Origin of the sequence: Nesterenkonia halotolerans (genome assembly GCF_014874065.1) — a bacterium.
GTDB classification, from domain to species: domain Bacteria; phylum Actinomycetota; class Actinomycetes; order Actinomycetales; family Micrococcaceae; genus Nesterenkonia; species Nesterenkonia halotolerans.
In genome coordinates this window covers 578962-598979 of sequence record NZ_JADBEE010000001.1, presented here as the reverse complement: position 1 = coordinate 598979, position 20018 = coordinate 578962, and the positions used below count along the sequence as shown (strand labels likewise).

The window sequence follows — 20018 nt, the reverse complement described above, 5'->3', positions numbered from 1 at the left end:
CTACGAAGATGACGACTGACTACTACGAAGCGCTCGGCGTCAGCCGTTCGGCGTCGACCGAAGAGATCAAGAAGGCCTACCGCAAACAGGCCCGCAAGCTCCACCCTGACGTGAACCCCTCCGAGGACGCCGCCGAGCAGTTCAAGGTGCTCGGCCGCGCCTACGAGGTGCTCTCGGATTCGCAGAAGCGGCAGAACTACGACGCGACCGGTGACGAGAACGGCCGCTCCGGCTTCCCCGGCGGCGGCGCCGGCGGAGGGTTCGGCGGATTCGGCGACATCTTCGAGACCTTCTTCGGCGGGGGAGGCGGAGGCCCCGCCTCCCGCACCCGCCGCGGCCAGGACTCGCTGATCCGCGTGCGCATCGACCTGCGCGATGCGGTCTTCGGGACCACCAAGGAGGTCGAAGTCGAGACGGCCGTGACCTGCACCGTCTGTGACGGCTCCTGCTCACGTCCGGGCAGCTCGCCGACCACCTGCCCGGACTGCCATGGCCAGGGTCAGGTGCAGCGCCCCATGCGCTCGATCCTCGGCACCGTCATCCAGACCCAGACCTGCGCGCGCTGCGCCGGGTTCGGCAGCATCATCGAAGATCCCTGCCAGGAGTGCGATGGTCAGGGCCGGGTCCGTGAGCGCAAGTCGCTCAAGGTCAAGGTTCCCGCCGGCGTCGACCGCGGCAACCGGATCCACCTGGCCGGCGAGGGAGAGGCCGGCCTGGCCGGCGGACCCTCCGGCGACCTGTTCATCGAGGTGGAGGTCAAGCCGCACGAGGTCTTCACCCGCCGGGGCAACGATCTCCACGCCACCGTCTCGATCCCGATGACGGCAGCGGCGCTGGGCACCACGGTGGAGCTGGACACCTTCGACGGCGCCGAGGCGCTCACCGTGAAGCCGGGCACCCAGTCCGGCGAGGTCCTCACGCTCAAGGAGCGCGGCGTCACGCACCTGCGCGGCGGCGGTCGCGGCGCGCTGAAGGTGCACCTGAAGGTGGAGACCCCGACCAAGGTCTCGGACCGTGAGGCCGAGCTGCTGCGGGAGCTCGCCGCCGAGCGCGGAGAAGAGCGCGGAGAGTCCACCACCGAGCACCGCGGCGTCTTCGCCAAGCTGCGGGAACGCTGGGACGCCCTCTGAGATGACAGCACCGCTGTTCCATCTCAGCCCCGAAGCGCTCGACGACGCCGGCCCAGGCGCCTCGATCGTGCTCTCCGGGGCTGAGGGGCACCATGCGGCCACCGTCATGCGGCTCAAGCCGGGAGAGCAGGTGATCCTCTCCGACACCGTGGGCAGCCGCGCCGAGGGGATCGTCCGCACCGCCGGTGCCGGGGAGCTGAGCGTGGAGATCATGCAGCTGACCCGGGAGCCGGTCCTCGAACCCCGGCTGGTCCTGGTCCAGGCGCTGGCCAAGGATCGCCGCGATCTGCAGGGTGTGGAGTCCGCCACCGAACTCGGTGTGGACGCCATCATCCCGTGGCAGGCCGAGCGATCGGTGGCCCGCTGGAAGGCCGGCCGGGAAGCCAAGAAGCACGCCGAATGGGTTGCCACGGTCACCAGCGCGGCGAAGCAGACCCGCCGCACCAGCATCCCCACCGTTCGCGCGCTGCACACCACTGCCCAATATCTGGAGACACTGAGCAGCACCGGGCCCCGGATCGCCACCATCGTGCTCCACGAGACCGATGAGACCCCCCTGGCCCAGGCGATCTCGGAGCACTGCGCGAATGAACCTGGACCGGAGGAGCTGCACCTGGTCATCGGGCCGGAGGGCGGGATCAGCGAGCGGGAGATCGAGCTGCTCACCGCCGCCGGTGCCCGGATCGCCCGACTGGGCCCCACAGTCCTGCGGTCCTCCACTGCAGGGCCGGCCGCACTCGCGGCCACCCAGCTGCTGCTGGGCCGCTGGGACTGGTCACACTGAGCACACCGCCTAGACTGAGGATCAATGACTGAGACTTCGCAGAACACGACAGGTTCATCGACCTCCACAGGAGAGAACCTGACCGGACCACCGATGTCCGGAGCGGCCCGTGGCGCCACCGCCGCCGCCGTCGGCAACATCGAGCGACAGGTGTACTTTGCCGACGCCGAGACGATGTTCCGCAGCCTCGGCGCGTCAGACCTCGCGCTGCGCATCCTGCAGGGCCTGTACCCCTCGGCCTCCATCGGGCTGCGCGATCAGCTCGTCACCGTGGCAGGAGCCTCCAACGAGGTCACTGGGATCGTGGAGATCCTGACCCAGCTGAAGACCCTCGCCGCCTCCGGCACCACGGTCAGCGAGGAGATCATCGAACAGGTCTCCACGATGGTGCGGGCGGACGCGGCCCAGGATTCGGCGCGGATCGTGACCACCAACATCCTCTCGCACCGCGGTCGCACCATCCGACCGAAGACCAAGAACCAGCAGACTTACGTGGACACCATCGATGAGTCCACGGTGGTCTTCGGCATCGGCCCCGCCGGCACCGGCAAGACCTACCTGGCCATGGCCAAGGCGGTCCAGGCGCTGCAGGCCCGCGAGGTCAACCGGATCATCCTGACCCGGCCCGCCGTGGAGGCGGGGGAGAAGCTGGGGTTCCTGCCCGGCAGCCTCAACGACAAGATCGACCCCTACCTGCGCCCGCTCTACGATGCGCTGCACGACATGATCGACCCGGACTCCATTCCGCGGCTCATGGAATCGGGCATCATCGAGGTCGCCCCGCTGGCCTATATGCGCGGCCGCACGCTCAACGACTCCTTCATCATCCTGGACGAGGCGCAGAACACCACGGCCGAGCAGATGAAGATGTTCCTGACCCGGCTCGGCTTCAACTCCAAGATCGTGGTCACCGGCGACATCACCCAGGTCGACCTGCCTCGCGGCACCGATTCGGGACTGCGCACCGTGATCGACATCCTGGAAGGCGTCGAAGGGATCGCCATGTCGCGCTTCGGGTCCGAGGACGTGGTCCGCCACGCCCTGGTCGGCCGGATCGTGGACGCCTACGAGCGGCACCAGGAGAAGGCGCCCGCCCCGCGCCGCGGCAGCCGACGATGAGCAGCGAAGTGCAGGTCACCGTCGAGGACAGCTCCGGCTCGGACCTGATCTCCGGGAATCATCTGGCCACGCTGCTCGACCTCAGCTGCTTCCTCTACGCCAAGCTGCACCTCAGCCGCGACGTCGCCCTGTCCATCACGCTGGTGGACGAGGAGGCGATGGAACAGCTGCACCTGGACTGGATGAACCTGCCCGGCGCCACCGATGTGATGAGCTTCCCCATGGACGAGCTGATCGCCGGCACCGCCGATGATCCGGTCACCGAGGGTGTGCTCGGGGACATCGTCATCTGCCCGGCGGTGGCGCAGCAGCAGGCGGTGGCGAACGGCCACGACCTCGGCGACGAGCTCGCCCTGCTGACCATGCACGGCGTGTTGCATCTGCTCGGTCACGACCACGCCGAGCCCGAGGACCGAGAGACGATGTTCACCCTGCAGCGAGTGCTCCTCGAGGAGTACCTCGGTCACCCCGCACCCACCCCGACGGTCTGAGCATGACCCTGGGAATCCTGATCCTCCTCGCACTCGGCAGCGCCGTGCTGTCCTTCACGCTGTCCGCCGCAGACTCCGCCTTCCTCCGGCTGAGCCGCCGCGAGGCGGAAGAGATCGCCGACCAGCGCGGCTCCACCGCCGTGGAGATGATCCTGGCGCAGCCCGTGGCTCACACGCTGGCGCTGCAGATGTGGCGCTGGCTCTTCACCACGGCCATGGTCGTGCTGATCGTGGCGGCCTCCGCCCTCGCGCTGGGCGGTCTCGCCGCCGGTGCCCTGCTCGGCTCCGGCATCCTGCTGCTCGGAGGACTCGTGACCGCCGCCATCTCGCCCAGCCGGGTGGGACGCGGACACCACCTGCTCGTGGCCGCCGCCACTGCGCGGCTGGTGCGCGGACTGCGCGTGGCCCTGGGACCGCTTCCCGTCACGCTCAGCCGCATCGGTGCGCGCACCGTGCCCGGAACCGCGGACACCGATCGCGGGTTCTTCGACGACGAGGAGTTCCGTGAGTTCGTCGCTCGTGCCTCCGAGACGGACATCATCGAGGACACCGAGGCGGAGCTGATCCAGTCGGTCTTCGACCTCTCCGCGACCCGTGTGCGGGCGGTCATGGTGCCCCGCACCGACATGGTCACCGTGGAGTCCGGAACCACGCTCTCCGAGGTGATGACGCTGTTCCTGCGCTCGGGCTGCTCGCGCATCCCCGTGGTGCGCGGCTCCGCCGATGACATCACTGGGATGATCTACCTCAAGGACGCCGCCTACCTGCAGCATCGACTGCTCGGCAGAGACGCCCCGAGCGCCTATGCCGAGCGCGACCCGGACTCGATCGCGGTGGACGAGCTCCAGCGCGACGTCCGCTATGTCCCCGAGTCGAAGCCGGTCTCGGAGTTCCTCTCTGAGCTCCAGCGCGAGTCCACCCATGTGGCCATCGTGGTGGACGAGTACGGCGGCACCGCCGGGATGGTCACCCTGGAGGACCTGATTGAGGAGATCGTGGGGGAGATCATCGATGAGTACGACACCGAGGCCGCCGAGATCGAGGAGCTCGAGGAGGGCCGACGTCGGCTCTCCGCGCGCATGTCCGTGGATGACTTCGCCGAGCTCTACGAGCTTGACCTCGATGATGAGGAGGAGGTCGACACCGTCGGAGGGCTGCTCGCCAAGGCTCTGGGCCGAGTGGCCATCGCCGGCTCCGAGGTGGAGATCCCGCGCCGCAGCGGCCCCGGCGTCGTGCTGCGTGCCGACCGGCTCGAGGGCCGACGCAACCGGGTGAGTCACGTGCTCGCCTGGGAGGCCGAGGACAGTCGCGGTGCCGGTGCGGGACTCGGCACCGCCGATGAGCCCGAGGGGCTGCATCTGCGCGCCGAGGAGACAGCAGCAGGAGATGACCGCCAGGCCGCAACCGCGGCACAGGCGCAGGAGAGGATCGGGACACCACGATGAGCAAGTCAGAGATGCCGCCCCAGCTGGACGGCTTCGCCACGTTCGACGACAACTTCCGCGCGGGCTTCGCCAGCATGGTGGGACGTCCGAACGCGGGCAAGTCCACGCTCACCAACGCCCTGGTCGGGGAGAAGGTGGCCATCACGTCCTCCAAGCCGCAGACCACCCGACACACGATCCGCGGCATCGTGCACCGCAGCGACTTCCAGCTCGTGCTGGTCGACACCCCCGGTCTGCACCGTCCGCGCACCCTGCTGGGCAAGCGCCTCAACGGACTCGTCATCGACACCCTCTCCGAGGTGGACGTGGTCGGCTTCTGCATCCCGGCCGATGAGAAGATCGGCCCCGGCGACCGCTTCATCGCCGCCCAGCTGACCAAGCTTCCGCATAAGCGGGTCATCGCACTGGTGACCAAGGTGGACAAGGTCACCCGCGAGGAGCTCGCCGAGCAGCTCATGGCAGTGGACCAGCTCGGACGTGAGCATCTGGCCCAGGAGGGCCGCCAGGCAGGCGGCTTCGCCGAGATCATCCCGGTCTCCGCCCTCGAGGGTGAGCAGACCGACGTCGTCGTGCAGCAGCTCGCGGCGATGATGCCGATCTCCCCGCCGCTGTACCCCGAAGGTGATCTCACCGATGAGCCGGAGGCCGTCATGGTCGCCGAACTCGTCCGCGAGGCGGCACTCGAGGATGTCCGCGACGAGCTGCCGCATTCGATCGCCGTGGTGGTCGAGGAGATGGTTCCGCGTGAGGACCGTCCCGAGGACAAGCCGCTGCTCGACGTGCGGGTCTCCATCCATGTGGAGCGGGACTCGCAGAAGGCGATCATCATCGGCAAGCGCGGGGCCAGGCTCAAGGCCATCGGTTCCGACGCGCGCGCGGGAATCGTCAAGCTCCTGGGCACCCCCGTCTACCTCGACCTGCACGTGAAGGTGACCAAGGACTGGCAGCGCGACCCGAAGAAGCTGGGTCGGCTCGGCTTCTAGCCCGGACCGCCCACCTCGGCTCCCGAGGGGATCTGGGGGAGCTGTCCACATGATGAGAATCACCGGGGGCCTCTGCGTCCCCGCCTGCTGCGTGCTAGTTTGAATCCTGTGCAGACCACATCGACGCGTGAGCTACGACTAGAGCTTCTCCGCCGCAGCGGGGAAGAGCTCGCGCACCCCTGATCCAAGCTTCCGGATACGGTCAAGCTTCTCAGCATCAGCACGGCGCGGCACTTCTCAGGTCGAATCCCCGCTGCGGAGTCTCTCCGCCTCGACCGCCTGCCCTCAGCACGACCAGAGAAGGAAGTCCCCATGCGCAAACTTCAGAAGCCCTCCCCGATGCCGTTCCACCGGTACCTGCCCTTCGAGGACCAGATCACAGTCTCGCTGCCGGATCGCACCTGGCCGGACAAGACCATCAAGGCAGCCCCGCGCTGGTGTGCGGTGGATCTGCGAGACGGCAACCAGGCGCTCATCGATCCGATGACGCCGGACCGCAAGCACCGGATGTTCGAGCTTCTGGTCAATATGGGCTTCAAGGAGATCGAGGTGGGATTCCCGTCGGCCTCGCAGACCGACTTCGACTTCGTCCGCCAGCTCATCGAACAGGACAAGATCCCCTCCGACGTGTACATCCAGGTCCTCACCCAGGCCCGTGAGGCCCTGATCGAGCGCACCTTCGACGCCATCGCCGGAGCACCTCGAGCCATCGTGCACCTGTACAACTCCACCTCGGTGCTGCAGCGCGAAGTGGTCTTCAAACAGGACCGCGACGGCATCGTCGACATCGCCACCCAGGGCGCGCGGCTGTGCAAGAAGTACGAGGAGCAGCTGCACGCGAGCTCCGAGACGCCGACCGAGATCGTCTATCAGTACTCCCCGGAATCCTTCACCGGGACCGAGCTCGACTTCGCCGCGCACATCTCCGACGAGGTGGTCGAGGTCTTCGGCGCCACCCCCGAGAAGCCGGTCATCATCAACCTCCCGGCCACCGTGGAGATGGCGACCCCGAACGTGTACGCGGACTCCATCGAGTGGATGCACCGGAATCTGCGCAACCGCGATTCCATCGTGATGTCCCTGCACCCGCACAACGATCGCGGCACCGGTGTTGCCGCCGCCGAGCTCGGCTACATGGCGGGTGCGGACCGGATCGAGGGCTGCCTCTTCGGCAACGGTGAACGCACCGGCAACGTCGACCTGGTGACCCTGGGCATGAATCTGTTCAGCCAGGGGGTCGACCCTGAGATCGACTTCCGCGACATGAGCACCATCCGCAGCACCGTGGAGCACTGCAACCAGATGGGCGTCCCGGAACGCTCGCCCTACGGAGGTGACCTGGTCTTCACCGCGTTCTCCGGATCGCACCAGGATGCGATCAAGAAGGGCTTCGAGCACATGGACGCCCGCGCGGCGACGGCCGGCACCTCCCGGGACGAGATCACCTGGGCGGTGCCCTACCTGCCCATCGACCCCAAGGACATCGGGCGAAGCTATGAGGCGGTCATCCGGGTCAACTCCCAGTCCGGAAAGGGCGGGGTCTCCTACCTGCTCAAGTCCGAGCAGGGGATCGACCTTCCGCGGCGCGCCCAGGTGGAGTTCTCCGGAGTCATCCAGCGCCGGGCCGACGACGGCGGTGGCGAGGTCTCCGGCGAGGAGATCTGGCAGATCTTCCAGGACGAGTACCTGCCGGTGGACAGCGAGCACCATCAGTGGGGCCACTACCGACTCGACGAGGTCAACACCTCCTCCAACGCCGAGGGCGAGTTCCACATGGAGGTCGAGCTGCAGGCCGGTGGGCACACCGCGACGCAGTCAGCGCACGCGAACGGTCCCATCGCGGCGCTGCTGAAGATCCTCTCGGCCGACGGGGTCGACGTGCGCCTGCTCGACTACACCGAGCACGCGATGAGTCAGGGCGGTGATGCCCAGGCGGCGTCCTTCGTGGAGCTGGCCATCGGTGACCGCGTGCTGTGGGGCGTGGGACTGGACCACAACACCACGCTGGCCTCCCTGCAGGCAGTGATCTCGGCAGTGAATCGTGCACTGCGCGACGTCGCTCCAGACCGACAGGTCTGACGCCTTACAGTTCCGCGCACTGCGGATCCGCCGACAGACGGGGATCCGCGGCGCATGCGCTGTAGTACTCTGCCACCATGGCCGGCTCCACCTTCGCCTCCCGCTCGTACCGGGATTCAGCGATCATCCTGCGCACCCAGAATCTGGGTGAGGCCGATCGCATCCTCACCGCGCTGACCTCAGGCCACGGCCTGGTCCGCGCCGTGGCCAAAGGGGTGCGTCGGACCTCCTCGAAGTTCGGCGCCACGGTGGAGCCGTTCATGGTGGCAGATGTGCAGTTCGTCCACGGCCGGTCCCTGGACATCGTCACCCAGGCCACCTCCAAGAACACCTATGGGCCGCCCATCGTCGCGGACTACGACAAGTACATGGCCGCGAGCACCATGGCCGAGGCCGCCGAACGGCTCATGGACACCGAGTCCGACCCCGTCTTCGGAGCCCAGCAGTTCACCCTGCTCCATGGCGCCTACTCCGCCCTGGCGCGTGGAGTCCACCCGGCCGACGTCGTGCTTAACTCCTACCTGCTGCGCGCGCTGTCCTCGGCAGGGTGGGCGGTCACCTGGACCTCCTGCGTCTCCTGCGGCAGGCCCGGAGCGCATACCGGCTTCCATCCCGCTGCCAGCGGCCCGGTCTGTCCGGACTGCCGGCCGCCGGGCACACGCACCCTGGAGCCCGCGACGGTGCAGCTGCTGCACGCGCTGCAGCACGGAGATTGGGAGCAGACCCGAGCGGCGCGCAGCGATATCCGGCATGAGGCCACCTCCGTGGTGACCACCTACGCCCAGCACCACCTGGAGCGCCGACTCAGCTCGCTGGGGCTCTGACCCGGCAGTCGGCACCCGGCACCCGGCAGTCGGCGGAGGAGCGGTCATGGAAGAATGAGGGCCATGTCCACGCGCAGCTATCAGGACCCGGCCCCTCATCCCGACGGCGTCTCGGCCCCTCGAGTGCCGCCGGAGCTGGTGCCGGCGCATATCGGGATCGTAATGGACGGCAACGGCCGCTGGGCGAATCAGCGCGGGCTTCCCCGCACCGAAGGCCACCGGGCAGGCGAGGCCGCGCTGATGGACGTGATCGCCGGGGCCATCGAGGTTGGCGTCAAGCACATCAGCGTCTATGCCTTCTCCACCGAGAACTGGAAGCGATCACCGGATGAGGTCCGCTTCCTGATGGGCTATTCACGCCAGGTGCTCCGCCGTCAGCGCGACGTGCTGAACTCCTGGGGCGTGCGGATCCGCTGGAACGGGCAGCCGGGTCGGCTCTGGCGCTCGGTGATACGAGAGCTGCAGACCTCCGAGGAGCTGACCGCGCAGAACACCCGCTTCACGCTGACCATGTGCGTGAACTATGGCGGACGCGCCGAGATCACCGACGCGGTCAAGCTCATCGCTCGCGAGGTGGCGGCGGGACGGATGGACCCGGGGAAGATCACCGAGAAGACCGTCGCCGCCCATCTGGATGAGCCCGACCTGCCCGATGTGGACCTCTTCCTGCGCAGCTCCGGCGAGCAGCGGATCTCCAACTTCCTGCTCTGGCAGTCCGCCTACGCGGAGATGGTCTTCATGGATGTGCTCTGGCCCGACGTGGACCGCACCACGCTCTGGGAGGCGGTGGAGATCTACGCCAAGCGAGACCGGCGCTACGGCGCCGCGGTGGACAGGTTCGCGACCGACCGCTCCGGGGCGTAGGCCAGCAGCCAGCGCTGCACCTCATCGAAGGCACGATTGCGGACCGTCTCCTCGGAGGCGAAGACATCATGCAGCGCGCGGTGGATGCGCACCACCGTCACCCGGTCGCCGAGCTTCACGGCCCGGCGGGCGAGCAGCTCCACATCGAGCACAGAGTCTGATTCCTGCAGCTCCTCGGTCCAGTGCCGACGGTACGCGGTGGCACCGGAGAGCAGCACCAGGATCGGCAGCGTCAGTCCCAATCCGTCGTAGACCTTGCGATGTCCTGCCAGGATTGCACGCATCCATCCCACCCGGATCGGGAAAGAGTTTCGGGGTCGCCACCGCGGGTGCAGGGTCCATTCCCCCTGCGCCTGGTTGGACAGCGACTGCCAATAATTGTCGATGGCCGGAAGCTTCAGAGCCCTCGTGGGCGAGAACTGACCCAGCGGCGCGAGGATCCCCTCGGTGGCGGTGCGCGCCGCGACATCCCCGGAGAGCTCCAGCCAGGGACTGTTCAGGATCAGCGCGCTGGCCTTGCCGGGGTTTCGCTGCGCCCACAGGGCTGCCACCAGACCACCCGTGGAATGGGCATGGATGATCGGCGCCGGCGAGTCGGGGTGCATGGAGCGGATCTCTGCCAGTGCGGCGTCCAGGTCGGCATCGTAGGTCTCCAACGAGGCGATGTATCCCGGTGTCTGCCAGCTGCGCAGGCTGCGTCCGTACTTCCGCAGGTCCAGGGCGTAGAAGGGGCGCCCCGAGCGTTGCCAGCTGCGCGCCAGAGGGAGGTTGTAGAAGTAGTCCGACCAGCCGTGGATGTGCAGCACCGGGGCAAGCTCGAGGCTCTCCGCGGCGCCCTCCCCGGTGGTGGACCGGTGTTCCGCATGGACCTCATGCTGGGCCGGGTCGGGGGAGTAGCTGACGAGCGTGGCGCTGACGCTTCCCTCTTCGTCCTCACCCAGCGGGAGGGTCAGCCGCAGGCAGTCTTGGAGATGGTCGGCCGACCAGACGCCCGGCGGCGTGTCTTCGAGCAGTTCGTCCATGGGATCCATCCTAATGAGCCCGTGAACGCCGGTGCGCATTCTAGGATGGAAGCCATGTACCGCTTCCTCTTCAGCACAGTCCTGTCCCGACTGGATCCCGAGAACGCCCATCATCTCGTCATCTCCGGGCTGCGGCTGGGCGAAAGGATCGGCGTCACCACGGCACTGGCGCGATGGTGCCGACCCGCCGAATCGCTGGAGATCAAGGCGCTGGGTCTGGTGTGGCCCTCGCCCTTCGGCCTGGCGGCGGGCTTCGACAAGGATGCGACCACGGTCCTGCCGCTGGCGAGCCTGGGCTTCGGTCATATCGAGATCGGGACGGTGACGGCGGCCGCTCAGCCAGGGAATCCGAAGCCGCGACTCTTCAGACTGGTCAAGGACCGCGCACTGATCAATCGGATGGGTTTCAACAACGACGGCGCCGAGGCCCTGCGCCCACGGCTGCAGGACATCCGGGACCGCATCACGCGGCTCAAGTCCGCTGGTCGTCACGCCCCCGTGGTGGGGGTCAACATCGGCAAGACCAAGCTCACGCCGCTGGAGGAGGCCACCGAGGACTACCTGAGCTCTGCCCGGGTGCTGGCCCCGGTGGCGGACTACCTGGTGGTCAATGTGTCCTCGCCGAACACCCCGGGCCTGCGCCAGCTCCAGGACATCGAAGCGCTGCGCCCACTGCTCCTCGCCGTCAGGCAGGAAGCAGATCAGGCCGCAGAACAGCATGTGCCGCTGCTGGTGAAGATCGCCCCAGACCTCAATGACGACGACGTCGACGCGGTGGCCGCGCTGGTGACCGATCTCGGGCTCGACGGAGTGATCGCCACGAACACGACGATCTCGCGCGAGGGCCTGAGCACGGACCAGGAGACAGTCCGGGCGATGGGCGCCGGGGGACTCAGCGGGCCGGTGTTGGCCCAGCGATCGATCGAGGTGCTGCAGCGGCTGCGAGACCGGCTGCCGCGCACCACAGCGATCATCTCGGTCGGGGGAGTCAGAAGCGGTGACGACGTCGCGGAGCGGCTTGCCCACGGCGCGACCCTGGTCCAGGGCTACACGGCTTTCGTCTACGAGGGCCCGTTCTGGGTCCGGCGCATCAACCGCCGCCTGGCCTCACTGCTGCGAAGCGGCTGAGCCCACTGCTGCGACGCGGCTGAGCCCACTGCTGCGAAGCGGCTGATGTGGGAGCCGCGCAGCGTCGGAACCCCCTAGGAGGGGAACTGCCCGCGGGCGACGAGCGGCTTGGGCAGGCGCAGCCGGCGGATCTGCAGCGCGCGCATGGCGGCGTAGAAGCGGATCCCACGTTCCCGATTGTCGGACCCGAACTTCGCGTCGAGCTTCTTGCGCACGGTGCGGCCGACCCACCAGGCTTCGACGATGACGGCGAGGACGAAGAGCCACAGGATCTGGCTGACGACGATGCGCATCTGCTCGTTCATCACGAATGAGGCGAAAAGGAACACCAGCACCAGGATCAGCATCCACTCGCCGATGCCGAAGCGGGCGTCGACGTAGTCACGGACGAACCGACGCTGCGGACCGCGGTCGCGCGGGGGAAGGTACTTCTCCTCGCCCGTCTCCATCGCCCGACGCATCTTCACGCGCTGGTCCGCCATCTGCTGGCGCTGCGCGGCGCGTGCGAGCTTGCGATCGTTCTGCACGAGGGGACGGCGTCGTGCTGCCACCTGTTCGCTGCGCTTGGGGGTGGGCACGCCCTTCTTCTCAGGCTGGCGCCTGGTGGTGGAGGCGTCCTCGCGGGCTCGAGCTGCCTCGGCCTCGGCGATCTGATCAGCGGTATTTTTCTTACGTCCTAGCACCGCTCCAGTGTAGCGGGAATAATAGGACAGATCTGGGCAACGATTCCCGGGCACGGGAATGAACCCTGCGGGGCTGCACGTTGCTACCGTAGAGATACAGGTCTGCCGCTACAACGAGAGAGGTGTATGCCATGAGCACCACCACCGAAGACACCACCGCCACGACGGCGGGGGAGACCGCCGCAACTGAGATCTCCGGATCCACTGTGGACGGCTTCAAGACTCACCAGGTTGAGCTGAGCGAGACCGCGGCGCAGAAGGTCTCGTCGCTGCTCCAGCAGGAGGGTCGCGAGGATCTTCGCCTGCGCGTGGCAGTCCAGCCCGGCGGATGCTCGGGTCTGATCTACCAGCTCTACTTCGACGAGCGCGTCCTCGACGGCGACGCACTGCGTGCCTTCAGCGGGGTGGAGGTCGTCGTGGACAAGATGAGCGTTCCTTACCTTGAGGGCGCCACCATCGACTTCGAGGACTCCATCTCGAAGCAGGGCTTCACCATCGACAACCCGAATGCCGGCGGTTCCTGCGCCTGCGGTGACTCCTTCCACTGACGTCTCAGGCGGCCTCGCTCCGGCCCGCCGGAGGGGGTGCCGCGTCACATAGGCGACATATCCGTCGCTGATACGGATGTCGCCGCTGCACCGACAAGACTCCGCTTCACCGGTTTTCTACACCGGGTAGAAGCGGAGTTTTGTCATGTCAGGGGACGGGTCGCTGAGCGGAAATGGGCAGATCAGATGCTCCCGCGGCGGGTGTCCGTCCTCCCGGTCCTCTACAGGACGTAGTAGTCTTGAGCGCGAAGCGTCTATGGGGGTCTGGAGTCTGCGTTCAGCGCGGTCGACGTCACGCCGGAGGACGCAACATTCGCACACCGAGATAGAGGAAGGGCCGTCTGTGAGTTCGCATAAACGAACCGGCAGCCGAGGCCGTGCAGTCAAGACAGTTGCACTGGCCAGCGCGGCGGCACTGGTGCTCAGCGCCTGCTCCGGAGACAACCCCGCGGCACGCGGGTGGCTTCCGGGCAGCCGAGACACCACCAGCAACACTGCTGAACTGACCGATCTATGGGTCAACTCCTGGATCGCGGCGCTCATCGTGGGGCTGATCACCTGGGGCCTGATGCTCTGGTGCATGATCGCCTACCGTCGGCGCAAGGGTGAGACCGGATACCCCCGCCAGCTGGCGTACAACATCCCGCTGGAGATCATGTACACCATCGTCCCCTTGGTCATGGTGGGTGTGCTGTTCTTCTACACCGATCAGGTCCAGCGTTCGGTCGATGACCCCAACGAGGACCCGGATCTGGTGATCGATGTCCGCGGCAAGCAGTGGGCCTGGGACTTCAACTACAACTACGAGGGCGAAGAGCGCTACTTCGCCGGCGTGCAGGCCAACCTCACCGGTGAGGAAGGTGTCCGCGATGACCTGCCGACGCTCTACCTCCCGGTGGACGAGCCCGTCACCTTCGAGCTGAACGCCCGTGACGTCATCCACTCGTTCTGGATCCCGGCCTTCCTGCAGAAGCGGGACATGATCCCCGGCCGCACGAACACCATTCACCTGACACCGCAGGAGCTCGGCAGCTTCGACGGCAAGTGCGCGGAGCTCTGCGGCGAATACCACTCGGAGATGCTCTTCAACGTGGAGGTCGTATCGGATGAAGAGTTCCGTGACTACCTCGAGACTCTCCCCGAGGGCAAGCTCGGCGATGAGTATGACCGCAATCCAAACCTGGCCGAAAATGTGGCCGTGACTGAAGGGGACGACTGACAGTGGCGACCCTCGAATACAGTGCAGATGATGCACGCGACGTCTCGCGCGTCGTCCCCCGCTCCAAGGGGAAGATCGTCGTCAACTGGTTGACGACGACCGACCACAAGGTCATCGGGTACATGTACCTGATCTCCTCGTTCATCTTCTTCTGCGTCGGCGGCGTGATGGCGCTGCTGATCCGCGCCGAGCTCTTCGAGCCCGGCATGCAGCTGCTGCAGACCAAGGAGCAGTACAACCAGCTCTTCACCATGCACGGCACGGTGATGCTGCTGCTGTTCGCGACTCCGCTCTTCGCAGGCTTCGCCAACGCGATCATGCCGCTGCAGATCGGCGCCCCGGACGTGGCCTTCCCCCGCTTGAACGCGCTGGCCTTCTGGTTCTTCCTGTTCGGCGCGCTGGTCGCCATGGCAGGGTTCCTGACCCCCCAGGGCGCTGCATCCTTCGGCTGGTTCGCCTACGCCCCGCTCTCCGACACCACCTATTCGCCTGGTGTAGGCGGTGACCTCTGGGTCTTCGGCCTGGCGCTGACCGGCTTCGGCACGATCATGGGTGGCGTCAACTTCATCACCACCATCCTGTGCATGCGTGCGCCGGGCATGACCATGTGGCGGATGCCGATCTTCGTCTGGAACACCCTGATCACCTCGATCCTGGTGCTGATGGCCTTCCCGCCGCTGGCAGCTGCACTCTTCGGCCTCGGACTCGACCGCCGCTTCGGCGGACACATCTTCGATCCAGAGGCCGGCGGTGCCGTGCTCTGGCAGCACCTGTTCTGGTTCTTCGGCCACCCCGAGGTCTACATCATCGCGCTGCCGTTCTTCGGCATCGTCTCCGAGATCCTCCCGGTCTTCAGCCGCAAGCCGATCTTCGGGTACAAGGGTCTGGTCTACGCCACGATCGCCATCGCCGCGCTCTCGGTGACCGTCTGGGCGCACCACATGTATGTGACCGGCGCGGTCATGCTGCCGTTCTTCGCGCTGATGACCATGCTGATCGCGGTGCCCACCGGCGTGAAGTTCTTCAACTGGATCGGCACGCTCTGGCGAGGGTCTCTGACCTTCGAGACGCCGATGCTCTGGAGCCTCGGCTTCCTGGTGACCTTCCTCTTCGGTGGACTCACCGGCATCATCCTCGCGGTGCCGCCGCTGGACTTCCACCTCTCCGACACCTACTTCGTGGTGGCGCACTTCCACTACGTGGTCTTCGGCACCGTGGTGTTCGCGATGTTCGCCGGATTCTATTTCTGGTGGCCCAAGTGGACCGGCAAGATGCTCAACGAGCGTCTGGGCAAGATCAACTTCTGGATGCTGTTCATCGGCTTCCACGGCACCTTCATGATCCAGCACTGGCTCGGCGTCATGGGCATGCCGCGGCGCTACGCCGACTACATGGTCGAAGACGGGTTCACCGCGATGAACCAGTTCTCCACGATCTTCTCCATGCTGCTGGGCGCCTCGCTGATTCCCTTCTTCTGGAACGTGTGGATCACCTCGCGCAAGGGCAAGAAGGTCCTCGTGGATGACCCCTGGGGCTTCGGCGGATCGCTCGAATGGGCAACCTCCTGCCCCCCGCCGCGGCACAACTTCTACTCGCTTCCCCGGATCCGGTCCGAGCGTCCCGCGCTCGACCTCCACCACCCTGAGCTCGCCGATCGTCACACCGCTGAATCTCCGGCGGCCAAGATCTTCGGACCAGCAGATCAGTCGGATAAGGCAGGTGTCTGATGAAGACCAATATCAGGCTCTTCGGCGCGCTCGGCGTATTCGCCCTGATCGTGGCCTTCATCTACGGATTCTGGAGTGGATTCGAGGATCTCGCCGGATTCCCGCTGCTGCTTCTGACCTCCGGCATGGCGCTCATGCTCTGGTTCTACCTGCGCATGGTGGCCAAGAACAGCGAAGTGCTCGACAGCGACAACCCCGAGGGCGAGATCGAGCAGATGGCGGGCAACTACGGGGAGTTCTCCCCGTGGAGCTGGTGGCCGATCGGTCTCGGCTTCTCCGCCGCGTTCGCCTTCTTCGGTCTCGCGATCGACTGGTGGGTCTTCTTCATCGCGCTGATCCCCGGACTGTTCTTCATCACCGGATGGGTGCTGGAGTTCAACCGCAAGCGCTACGCCCACTGATCGACCTCGTTCGCAGAACAGAGACGACCCCGGGGGACACCCCCGATGATGAGAAGCCCGCTGTGAGCATCAGCTCACAGCGGGCTTCTTCGTGCCGAGGCGGTGACTCGGGCCAGTAGAATTCGGGCTATGACGATCCGCCCCATCACCATCCACGGCGAACCAGTGCTCCACCGGCGCGCGGACGACGTGGAGACCATCGACGATTCCATCCGTGAACTCGTCGCAGACATGTTCGAGACCCAAGAGGCGGCCCACGGCGTCGGACTGGCGGCACCCCAGATCGGTGTGGGGCTGCGCATCTTCACCTACGCGTACCCGGACTCCGGCGACCAGCCCAGCAGAGGCGTCATCATCAATCCGCGCCTGCGGATCATCGGGAAGATCTCCAAGGAAGCCCCGGACCGTGATGAGGAAGCTGAGGGCTGCCTCTCAGCGCCGGGCTACAGCTATCCGCTCAAGCGCAGCGAACACGTGGAGATCACGGGTCTCGACCTGCAGGGCGAGGTGCTCAGCTTCGAGGCCACCGGATGGTTCGCCCGCATCCTCCAGCACGAGTACGACCACCTCGACGGCTATCTCTACGTCAACCGGCTCGATGCCAAGTGGGCCAGGAGATGGAAGAAGGCGATGAAGCGCGAGGGATGGAACGAACCCGGACTGAGCTGGCTGCCAGGAGTGGATCCCGATCCCTTCGGCCACGACGAGCCCGAAGAGGCCTCAGAGTCGGGGCTCAGCTCGCAGACCGGCTGAACTCCACCCAGCGGCGCAGCACGTCGGCGGCGGCACCGGTGTCGATGGACTCCTCAGCAAGGACCATGTTCGCCCGAAGCCGCTCCAGCAGATCACCCTCGGCATGCTCGGCAAGGCTGGTCAGTCCGGCCGCTGCGTTGAGGACGACGGCGTCGCGCACCGGCCCAGGTTCCCCGGAGAGCAGCCGCCGCACGATCTGCGCGTTCTCGGCGCCGCTTCCGCCCCGCAGGTCTTCCACGGCCACCCGGGGCAGGCCCACGTCTTCCGGGCTGAGCACGGTGTGGGAGACCTCGCCCTCTCGCACCTCCCACAGGTCGGTGGCGGCCGAGGTGGTGATCTTGTCCCGTCCGTCCTGTCCGCGGAACACGAGGCCTCGAGTCCCACGGACCGCAAGGACCTCGGCCATCCGCGGAGCCAGCGTGGGGCTCGCGCAGCCGAGTGCCTGGGCGGTGACGCGGGCGGGGTTGGACAGCGGCCCGAGGAAGTTGAAGACCGTCCTGATGCCCAGCTGGCGCCGCACCGGTCCCACGTGGCGCATCGAAGGGTGGAAGCTCTGCGCGAAGAGGAAGGTGATGCCCACTTCCTCGGCCGCGCGGGCCACCTTCTCTGGACTGAGACTCAGATCCACGCCGAGCGCTTCGATCACGTCAGCGGCCCCCGCAGTGGTGGAGGCGCCGCGATTGCCATGCTTGACCACCCGCGCTCCCGCGCCCACCGCGGTCAGCGAGGACATGGTGGAGATGTTCACCGTGCCGAGCATGTCGCCCCCGGTGCCCACGATGTCCAAGGTGGGCCCCTCGATCTTCATCGGGACCGCCTTGTCCATCATGGTGGTGCTCAGTCCGACGAGCTCCTCCGCGACCTCGCCCTTCGCGCGCAGCGCCACCAGGAAGGCGGCGATCTGGCCGTCGCTGAGCGCCCCGCTCATCAGCTGGTCCATCGCCCAGGCAGAGGTCTTCGCGCTCAGATGCTGCCCGGCCAGAAGCGTCTCGAGCAGCTCGGGCCAGTTCCCCGGCAGGGCGGGGGTGGGGGAGTGGGAATCGGCGGATGTCGGAGGTTTCACAGGGCCAGACTATCGGCCCAGCCTCCTTTGGCTCCGTCCAATTTCGACACGCTGTAGAAATATTGACGAATTTTTTGTCCACTCCACCTTGGCGGATCCTGGGAATGGCGCGGAATCCGCCCTCTGACAAGGATCTTGAAGCGCGCCACACAAGCGGCTGCGGTCGCAAACAGCCGAGGTTTCAGGACATAATGAATGCGTGACGTCTGCAACCCAAGCCCCAATCGCTCCGGCGCGAACGCTGCCGAACCGTCCCAACATGGTGTCCGTGGGCACCATGGTCTGGCTCACCAGCGAGCTGATGTTCTTCGCCGGCCTGTTCGCCATGTACTTCACGCTGCGCTCCACGCAGCCTGAGATGTTCGCCGAAGGTGGTGGAACGCTCGCGATCCCGCTGGCCACCACCATCACCGTGATCCTGGTCGCGAGCTCGGTGACGGCTCAGTTCGGCGTCTTCGCCGCCGAGCGGCACCAGCCTCGCCGCACCGGCGGAGCCTTCCAGATCCAGCACTGGGGCATGGTGGAGTGGTACATCCTCTCCTTCCTCATGGGAGCCGTCTTCATCGCAGGTCAGACCTTCGAGTTTGCCGAGCTGGTGTCCCACGGGATCACAGTCTCCTCAAACTCCTTCGGGTCCGCCTTCTACATCACCACGGGCTTCCACGGACTGCACGTGGTCGGCGGGCTGATCGCCTTCCTCTACGTGATTGCCCGTGCGTACTTCAGCGTGAAGTTCACACACCGGGAAGCCCACGCAGCAGTCGTCATCTCGTACTACTGGCACTTCGTCGACGTCGTCTGGATCGCGCTCTTCGGCATCGTGTACCTGTTGCCGATGTTCGCCTGAGCACCACATTCGTCACGCACACAAGCTGATATAGCACCGAGAAGTTAGGAACCGGCACGTGAAGGCACTTTCACAGCAGCGTCGCCACCCCCTTGCGGCAGTGGCACTGCTCCTCCTGGGCCTCTTGCTCACGGGAGGGCTCTATGCCGCCGCGACCTCCGTGAACGAGGCACAGGCATCGAACGTTACCGATGCCTACACCGCCTCGGACGTGGAGGAGGGCGAACGCCTCTTCGTGGCCAACTGCGCCACCTGCCACGGCATCAACGCCGTCGGCAGCGACGCCGGGCCCTCGCTGGTCGGCGCCGGAGCCGCGGCCGTCGACTTCCAGGTCAGCACCGGTCGCATGCCGATGCAGATGTCGGGTCCGCAGGCGCAGCAGAAGCCCGCGCAGTTCAACGATGAACAGACGATGCAGCTCTCGGCCTATGTCGCTTCCCTCGGTGCCGGTCCTGCCGTACCCGAGGACGAGTACCTCGACGCCTCTGAGGGAGACATCTCCCGCGGCGGCGAGCTCTTCCGCATCAACTGCGCGATGTGCCACAACGCGGCCGCCGCCGGCGGCGCGCTCACCGAGGGCAAGTTCGCGCCATCGCTCGATGGCGTGGAGTCGGTGCACATCTACGAGGCGATGGTCACCGGCCCGCAGAACATGCCGGAGTTCAACGACTCGAACATTCCTCCCGAGGACAAGCGCGACATCATCGCGTTCCTGAAGAACAACGAATCTCAAGGCGTGCCCGGTGGCTTCGCACTCGGCTCCCTGGGACCTGTGTCGGAAGGTCTGCTCATCTGGACCCTCGGACTGGTCCTGCTGATCGGCTCCATGGTCTGGCTGACCTCACGGTCCTCCTGATCACGGCAGCATCTGGCACGCACGCACAACGTACATACTCAAGCAAAGGACG

The 20018-nt window shown here is 66.4% G+C and carries 20 protein-coding genes; 17 read left to right on the top strand and 3 right to left on the bottom strand.

The features are described from left to right. The first annotated feature begins 8 nt into the window (after positions 1-8). The 9 genes from dnaJ to H4W26_RS02710 all read left to right on the top strand — a co-directional run bounded on the left by dnaJ (position 9) and on the right by H4W26_RS02710 (position 9719). Positions 9-1130: a molecular chaperone DnaJ gene (dnaJ, locus tag H4W26_RS02750; RefSeq protein ID WP_192590634.1), complete on the top strand. Its 1122-nt coding sequence runs from the start codon at positions 9-11 to the stop codon at positions 1128-1130. Between the two features lies 1 nt (position 1131). After that, positions 1132-1914 (top strand): 16S rRNA (uracil(1498)-N(3))-methyltransferase, encoded by a 783-nt coding sequence (locus H4W26_RS02745; RefSeq protein WP_192590633.1) that lies wholly within the window; start codon positions 1132-1134, stop codon positions 1912-1914. A 24-nt stretch (positions 1915-1938) separates the two neighbouring features. After that, positions 1939-3033 (top strand): PhoH family protein, encoded by a 1095-nt coding sequence (locus tag H4W26_RS02740; RefSeq protein WP_378625965.1) that lies wholly within the window; start codon positions 1939-1941, stop codon positions 3031-3033. A gap of 8 nt (positions 3034-3041) precedes the next feature. After that, on the top strand, positions 3042-3524 hold the full coding sequence (ybeY, locus tag H4W26_RS02735; RefSeq protein WP_378625978.1) for an rRNA maturation RNase YbeY: 483 nt from the start codon (positions 3042-3044) through the stop codon (positions 3522-3524). A 2-nt stretch (positions 3525-3526) separates the two neighbouring features. Then, positions 3527-4969 carry a hemolysin family protein gene (locus H4W26_RS02730; protein WP_192590631.1) on the top strand — a complete coding sequence of 481 codons (1443 nt, stop codon included), beginning with the start codon at positions 3527-3529 and terminating at the stop codon, positions 4967-4969. After that, on the top strand, positions 4966-5952 hold the full coding sequence (gene era, locus H4W26_RS02725) for a GTPase Era (RefSeq protein WP_378625966.1): 987 nt from the start codon (positions 4966-4968) through the stop codon (positions 5950-5952). Before H4W26_RS02730 ends, era begins: the two co-directional genes overlap by 4 nt. Positions 5953-6264: 312 nt before the next feature. Beyond that, a complete protein-coding gene (leuA, locus tag H4W26_RS02720) occupies positions 6265-8031 on the top strand; it encodes a 2-isopropylmalate synthase (RefSeq protein WP_192590630.1) in 1767 nt (588 codons plus the stop codon). 77 nt (positions 8032-8108) lie between these two features. After that, positions 8109-8855 carry a DNA repair protein RecO gene (gene recO, locus H4W26_RS02715; RefSeq protein WP_192590629.1) on the top strand — a complete coding sequence of 249 codons (747 nt, stop codon included), beginning with the start codon at positions 8109-8111 and terminating at the stop codon, positions 8853-8855. Positions 8856-8918: 63 nt separating this feature from the next. Beyond that, positions 8919-9719, top strand: a complete 801-nt coding sequence (locus tag H4W26_RS02710) for an isoprenyl transferase (protein WP_225939568.1) — start codon at positions 8919-8921, stop codon at positions 9717-9719. Here H4W26_RS02710 and H4W26_RS02705 read toward each other — a convergent pair. Beyond that, on the bottom strand, positions 9671-10741 hold the full coding sequence (locus H4W26_RS02705; protein WP_192590627.1) for an alpha/beta hydrolase: 1071 nt from the start codon (positions 10739-10741) through the stop codon (positions 9671-9673). The genes H4W26_RS02710 and H4W26_RS02705 overlap by 49 nt on opposite strands. Before the next feature lie 54 nt (positions 10742-10795). On the opposite strand from H4W26_RS02705, the gene H4W26_RS02700 reads away from it, so the two are divergent. Then, positions 10796-11869 (top strand): quinone-dependent dihydroorotate dehydrogenase, encoded by a 1074-nt coding sequence (locus H4W26_RS02700; RefSeq protein WP_192590626.1) that lies wholly within the window; start codon positions 10796-10798, stop codon positions 11867-11869. A gap of 74 nt (positions 11870-11943) precedes the next feature. On the opposite strand, the gene H4W26_RS02695 is transcribed toward H4W26_RS02700, so the two are convergent. After that, positions 11944-12552 (bottom strand): DUF3043 domain-containing protein, encoded by a 609-nt coding sequence (locus tag H4W26_RS02695; protein ID WP_192590625.1) that lies wholly within the window; start codon positions 12550-12552, stop codon positions 11944-11946. A 131-nt stretch (positions 12553-12683) separates the two neighbouring features. On the opposite strand from H4W26_RS02695, the gene H4W26_RS02690 reads away from it, so the two are divergent. The 5 genes from H4W26_RS02690 (at position 12684) to def (ending at position 17200) form a co-directional block, all read left to right on the top strand. Continuing rightward, positions 12684-13100, top strand: a complete 417-nt coding sequence (locus H4W26_RS02690; protein ID WP_192590624.1) for a HesB/IscA family protein — start codon at positions 12684-12686, stop codon at positions 13098-13100. A 343-nt stretch (positions 13101-13443) separates the two neighbouring features. After that, complete coding sequence (gene ctaC, locus H4W26_RS02685) at positions 13444-14319, top strand: aa3-type cytochrome oxidase subunit II (RefSeq protein WP_192590623.1); 876 nt, start codon at positions 13444-13446, stop codon at positions 14317-14319. A gap of 2 nt (positions 14320-14321) precedes the next feature. Next, positions 14322-16046: an aa3-type cytochrome oxidase subunit I gene (gene ctaD, locus H4W26_RS02680; RefSeq protein ID WP_192590622.1), complete on the top strand. Its 1725-nt coding sequence runs from the start codon at positions 14322-14324 to the stop codon at positions 16044-16046. Further along, positions 16046-16447, top strand: a complete 402-nt coding sequence (locus tag H4W26_RS02675; RefSeq protein ID WP_192590621.1) for a cytochrome c oxidase subunit 4 — start codon at positions 16046-16048, stop codon at positions 16445-16447. Before ctaD ends, H4W26_RS02675 begins: the two co-directional genes overlap by 1 nt. Before the next feature lie 129 nt (positions 16448-16576). Next, positions 16577-17200, top strand: coding sequence for a peptide deformylase (def, locus tag H4W26_RS02670; RefSeq protein WP_192590620.1), 624 nt, complete (start codon positions 16577-16579; stop codon positions 17198-17200). On the opposite strand, the gene trpD is transcribed toward def, so the two are convergent. Continuing rightward, positions 17181-18263: an anthranilate phosphoribosyltransferase gene (gene trpD / locus H4W26_RS02665; protein ID WP_318779746.1), complete on the bottom strand. Its 1083-nt coding sequence runs from the start codon at positions 18261-18263 to the stop codon at positions 17181-17183. The two genes, def and trpD, sit on opposite strands and share 20 nt — an antisense overlap. 199 nt (positions 18264-18462) lie before the next feature. Between trpD and ctaE the strand changes: the two genes are divergently transcribed. After that, positions 18463-19110 carry an aa3-type cytochrome oxidase subunit III gene (gene ctaE / locus H4W26_RS02660; protein WP_378625967.1) on the top strand — a complete coding sequence of 216 codons (648 nt, stop codon included), beginning with the start codon at positions 18463-18465 and terminating at the stop codon, positions 19108-19110. A 58-nt stretch (positions 19111-19168) separates the two neighbouring features. After that, complete coding sequence (gene qcrC, locus H4W26_RS02655) at positions 19169-19966, top strand: cytochrome bc1 complex diheme cytochrome c subunit (RefSeq protein ID WP_192590619.1); 798 nt, start codon at positions 19169-19171, stop codon at positions 19964-19966. Positions 19967-20018: the final 52 nt, after the last annotated feature.

Bases quoted from the DNA above. Each gene is read 5' to 3' on its own strand.
- H4W26_RS02700 (WP_192590626.1), top strand. From the start codon at position 10,796: ATGTACCGCTTCCTCTTCAGCACAGTCCTGTCCCGACTGGATCCCGAG.
- H4W26_RS02730 (WP_192590631.1), top strand. From the start codon at position 3,527: ATGACCCTGGGAATCCTGATCCTCCTCGCACTCGGCAGCGCCGTGCTG.
- leuA (WP_192590630.1), top strand. From the start codon at position 6,265: ATGCGCAAACTTCAGAAGCCCTCCCCGATGCCGTTCCACCGGTACCTG.
- H4W26_RS02740 (WP_378625965.1), top strand. From the start codon at position 1,939: ATGACTGAGACTTCGCAGAACACGACAGGTTCATCGACCTCCACAGGA.
- H4W26_RS02675 (WP_192590621.1), top strand. From the start codon at position 16,046: ATGAAGACCAATATCAGGCTCTTCGGCGCGCTCGGCGTATTCGCCCTG.
- H4W26_RS02690 (WP_192590624.1), top strand. From the start codon at position 12,684: ATGAGCACCACCACCGAAGACACCACCGCCACGACGGCGGGGGAGACC.
- H4W26_RS02710 (WP_225939568.1), top strand. From the start codon at position 8,919: ATGTCCACGCGCAGCTATCAGGACCCGGCCCCTCATCCCGACGGCGTC.
- dnaJ (WP_192590634.1), top strand. From the start codon at position 9: ATGACGACTGACTACTACGAAGCGCTCGGCGTCAGCCGTTCGGCGTCG.
- era (WP_378625966.1), top strand. From the start codon at position 4,966: ATGAGCAAGTCAGAGATGCCGCCCCAGCTGGACGGCTTCGCCACGTTC.
- H4W26_RS02745 (WP_192590633.1), top strand. From the start codon at position 1,132: ATGACAGCACCGCTGTTCCATCTCAGCCCCGAAGCGCTCGACGACGCC.
- def (WP_192590620.1), top strand. From the start codon at position 16,577: ATGACGATCCGCCCCATCACCATCCACGGCGAACCAGTGCTCCACCGG.
- recO (WP_192590629.1), top strand. From the start codon at position 8,109: ATGGCCGGCTCCACCTTCGCCTCCCGCTCGTACCGGGATTCAGCGATC.
- H4W26_RS02705 (WP_192590627.1), bottom strand. From the start codon at position 10,741: ATGGACGAACTGCTCGAAGACACGCCGCCGGGCGTCTGGTCGGCCGAC.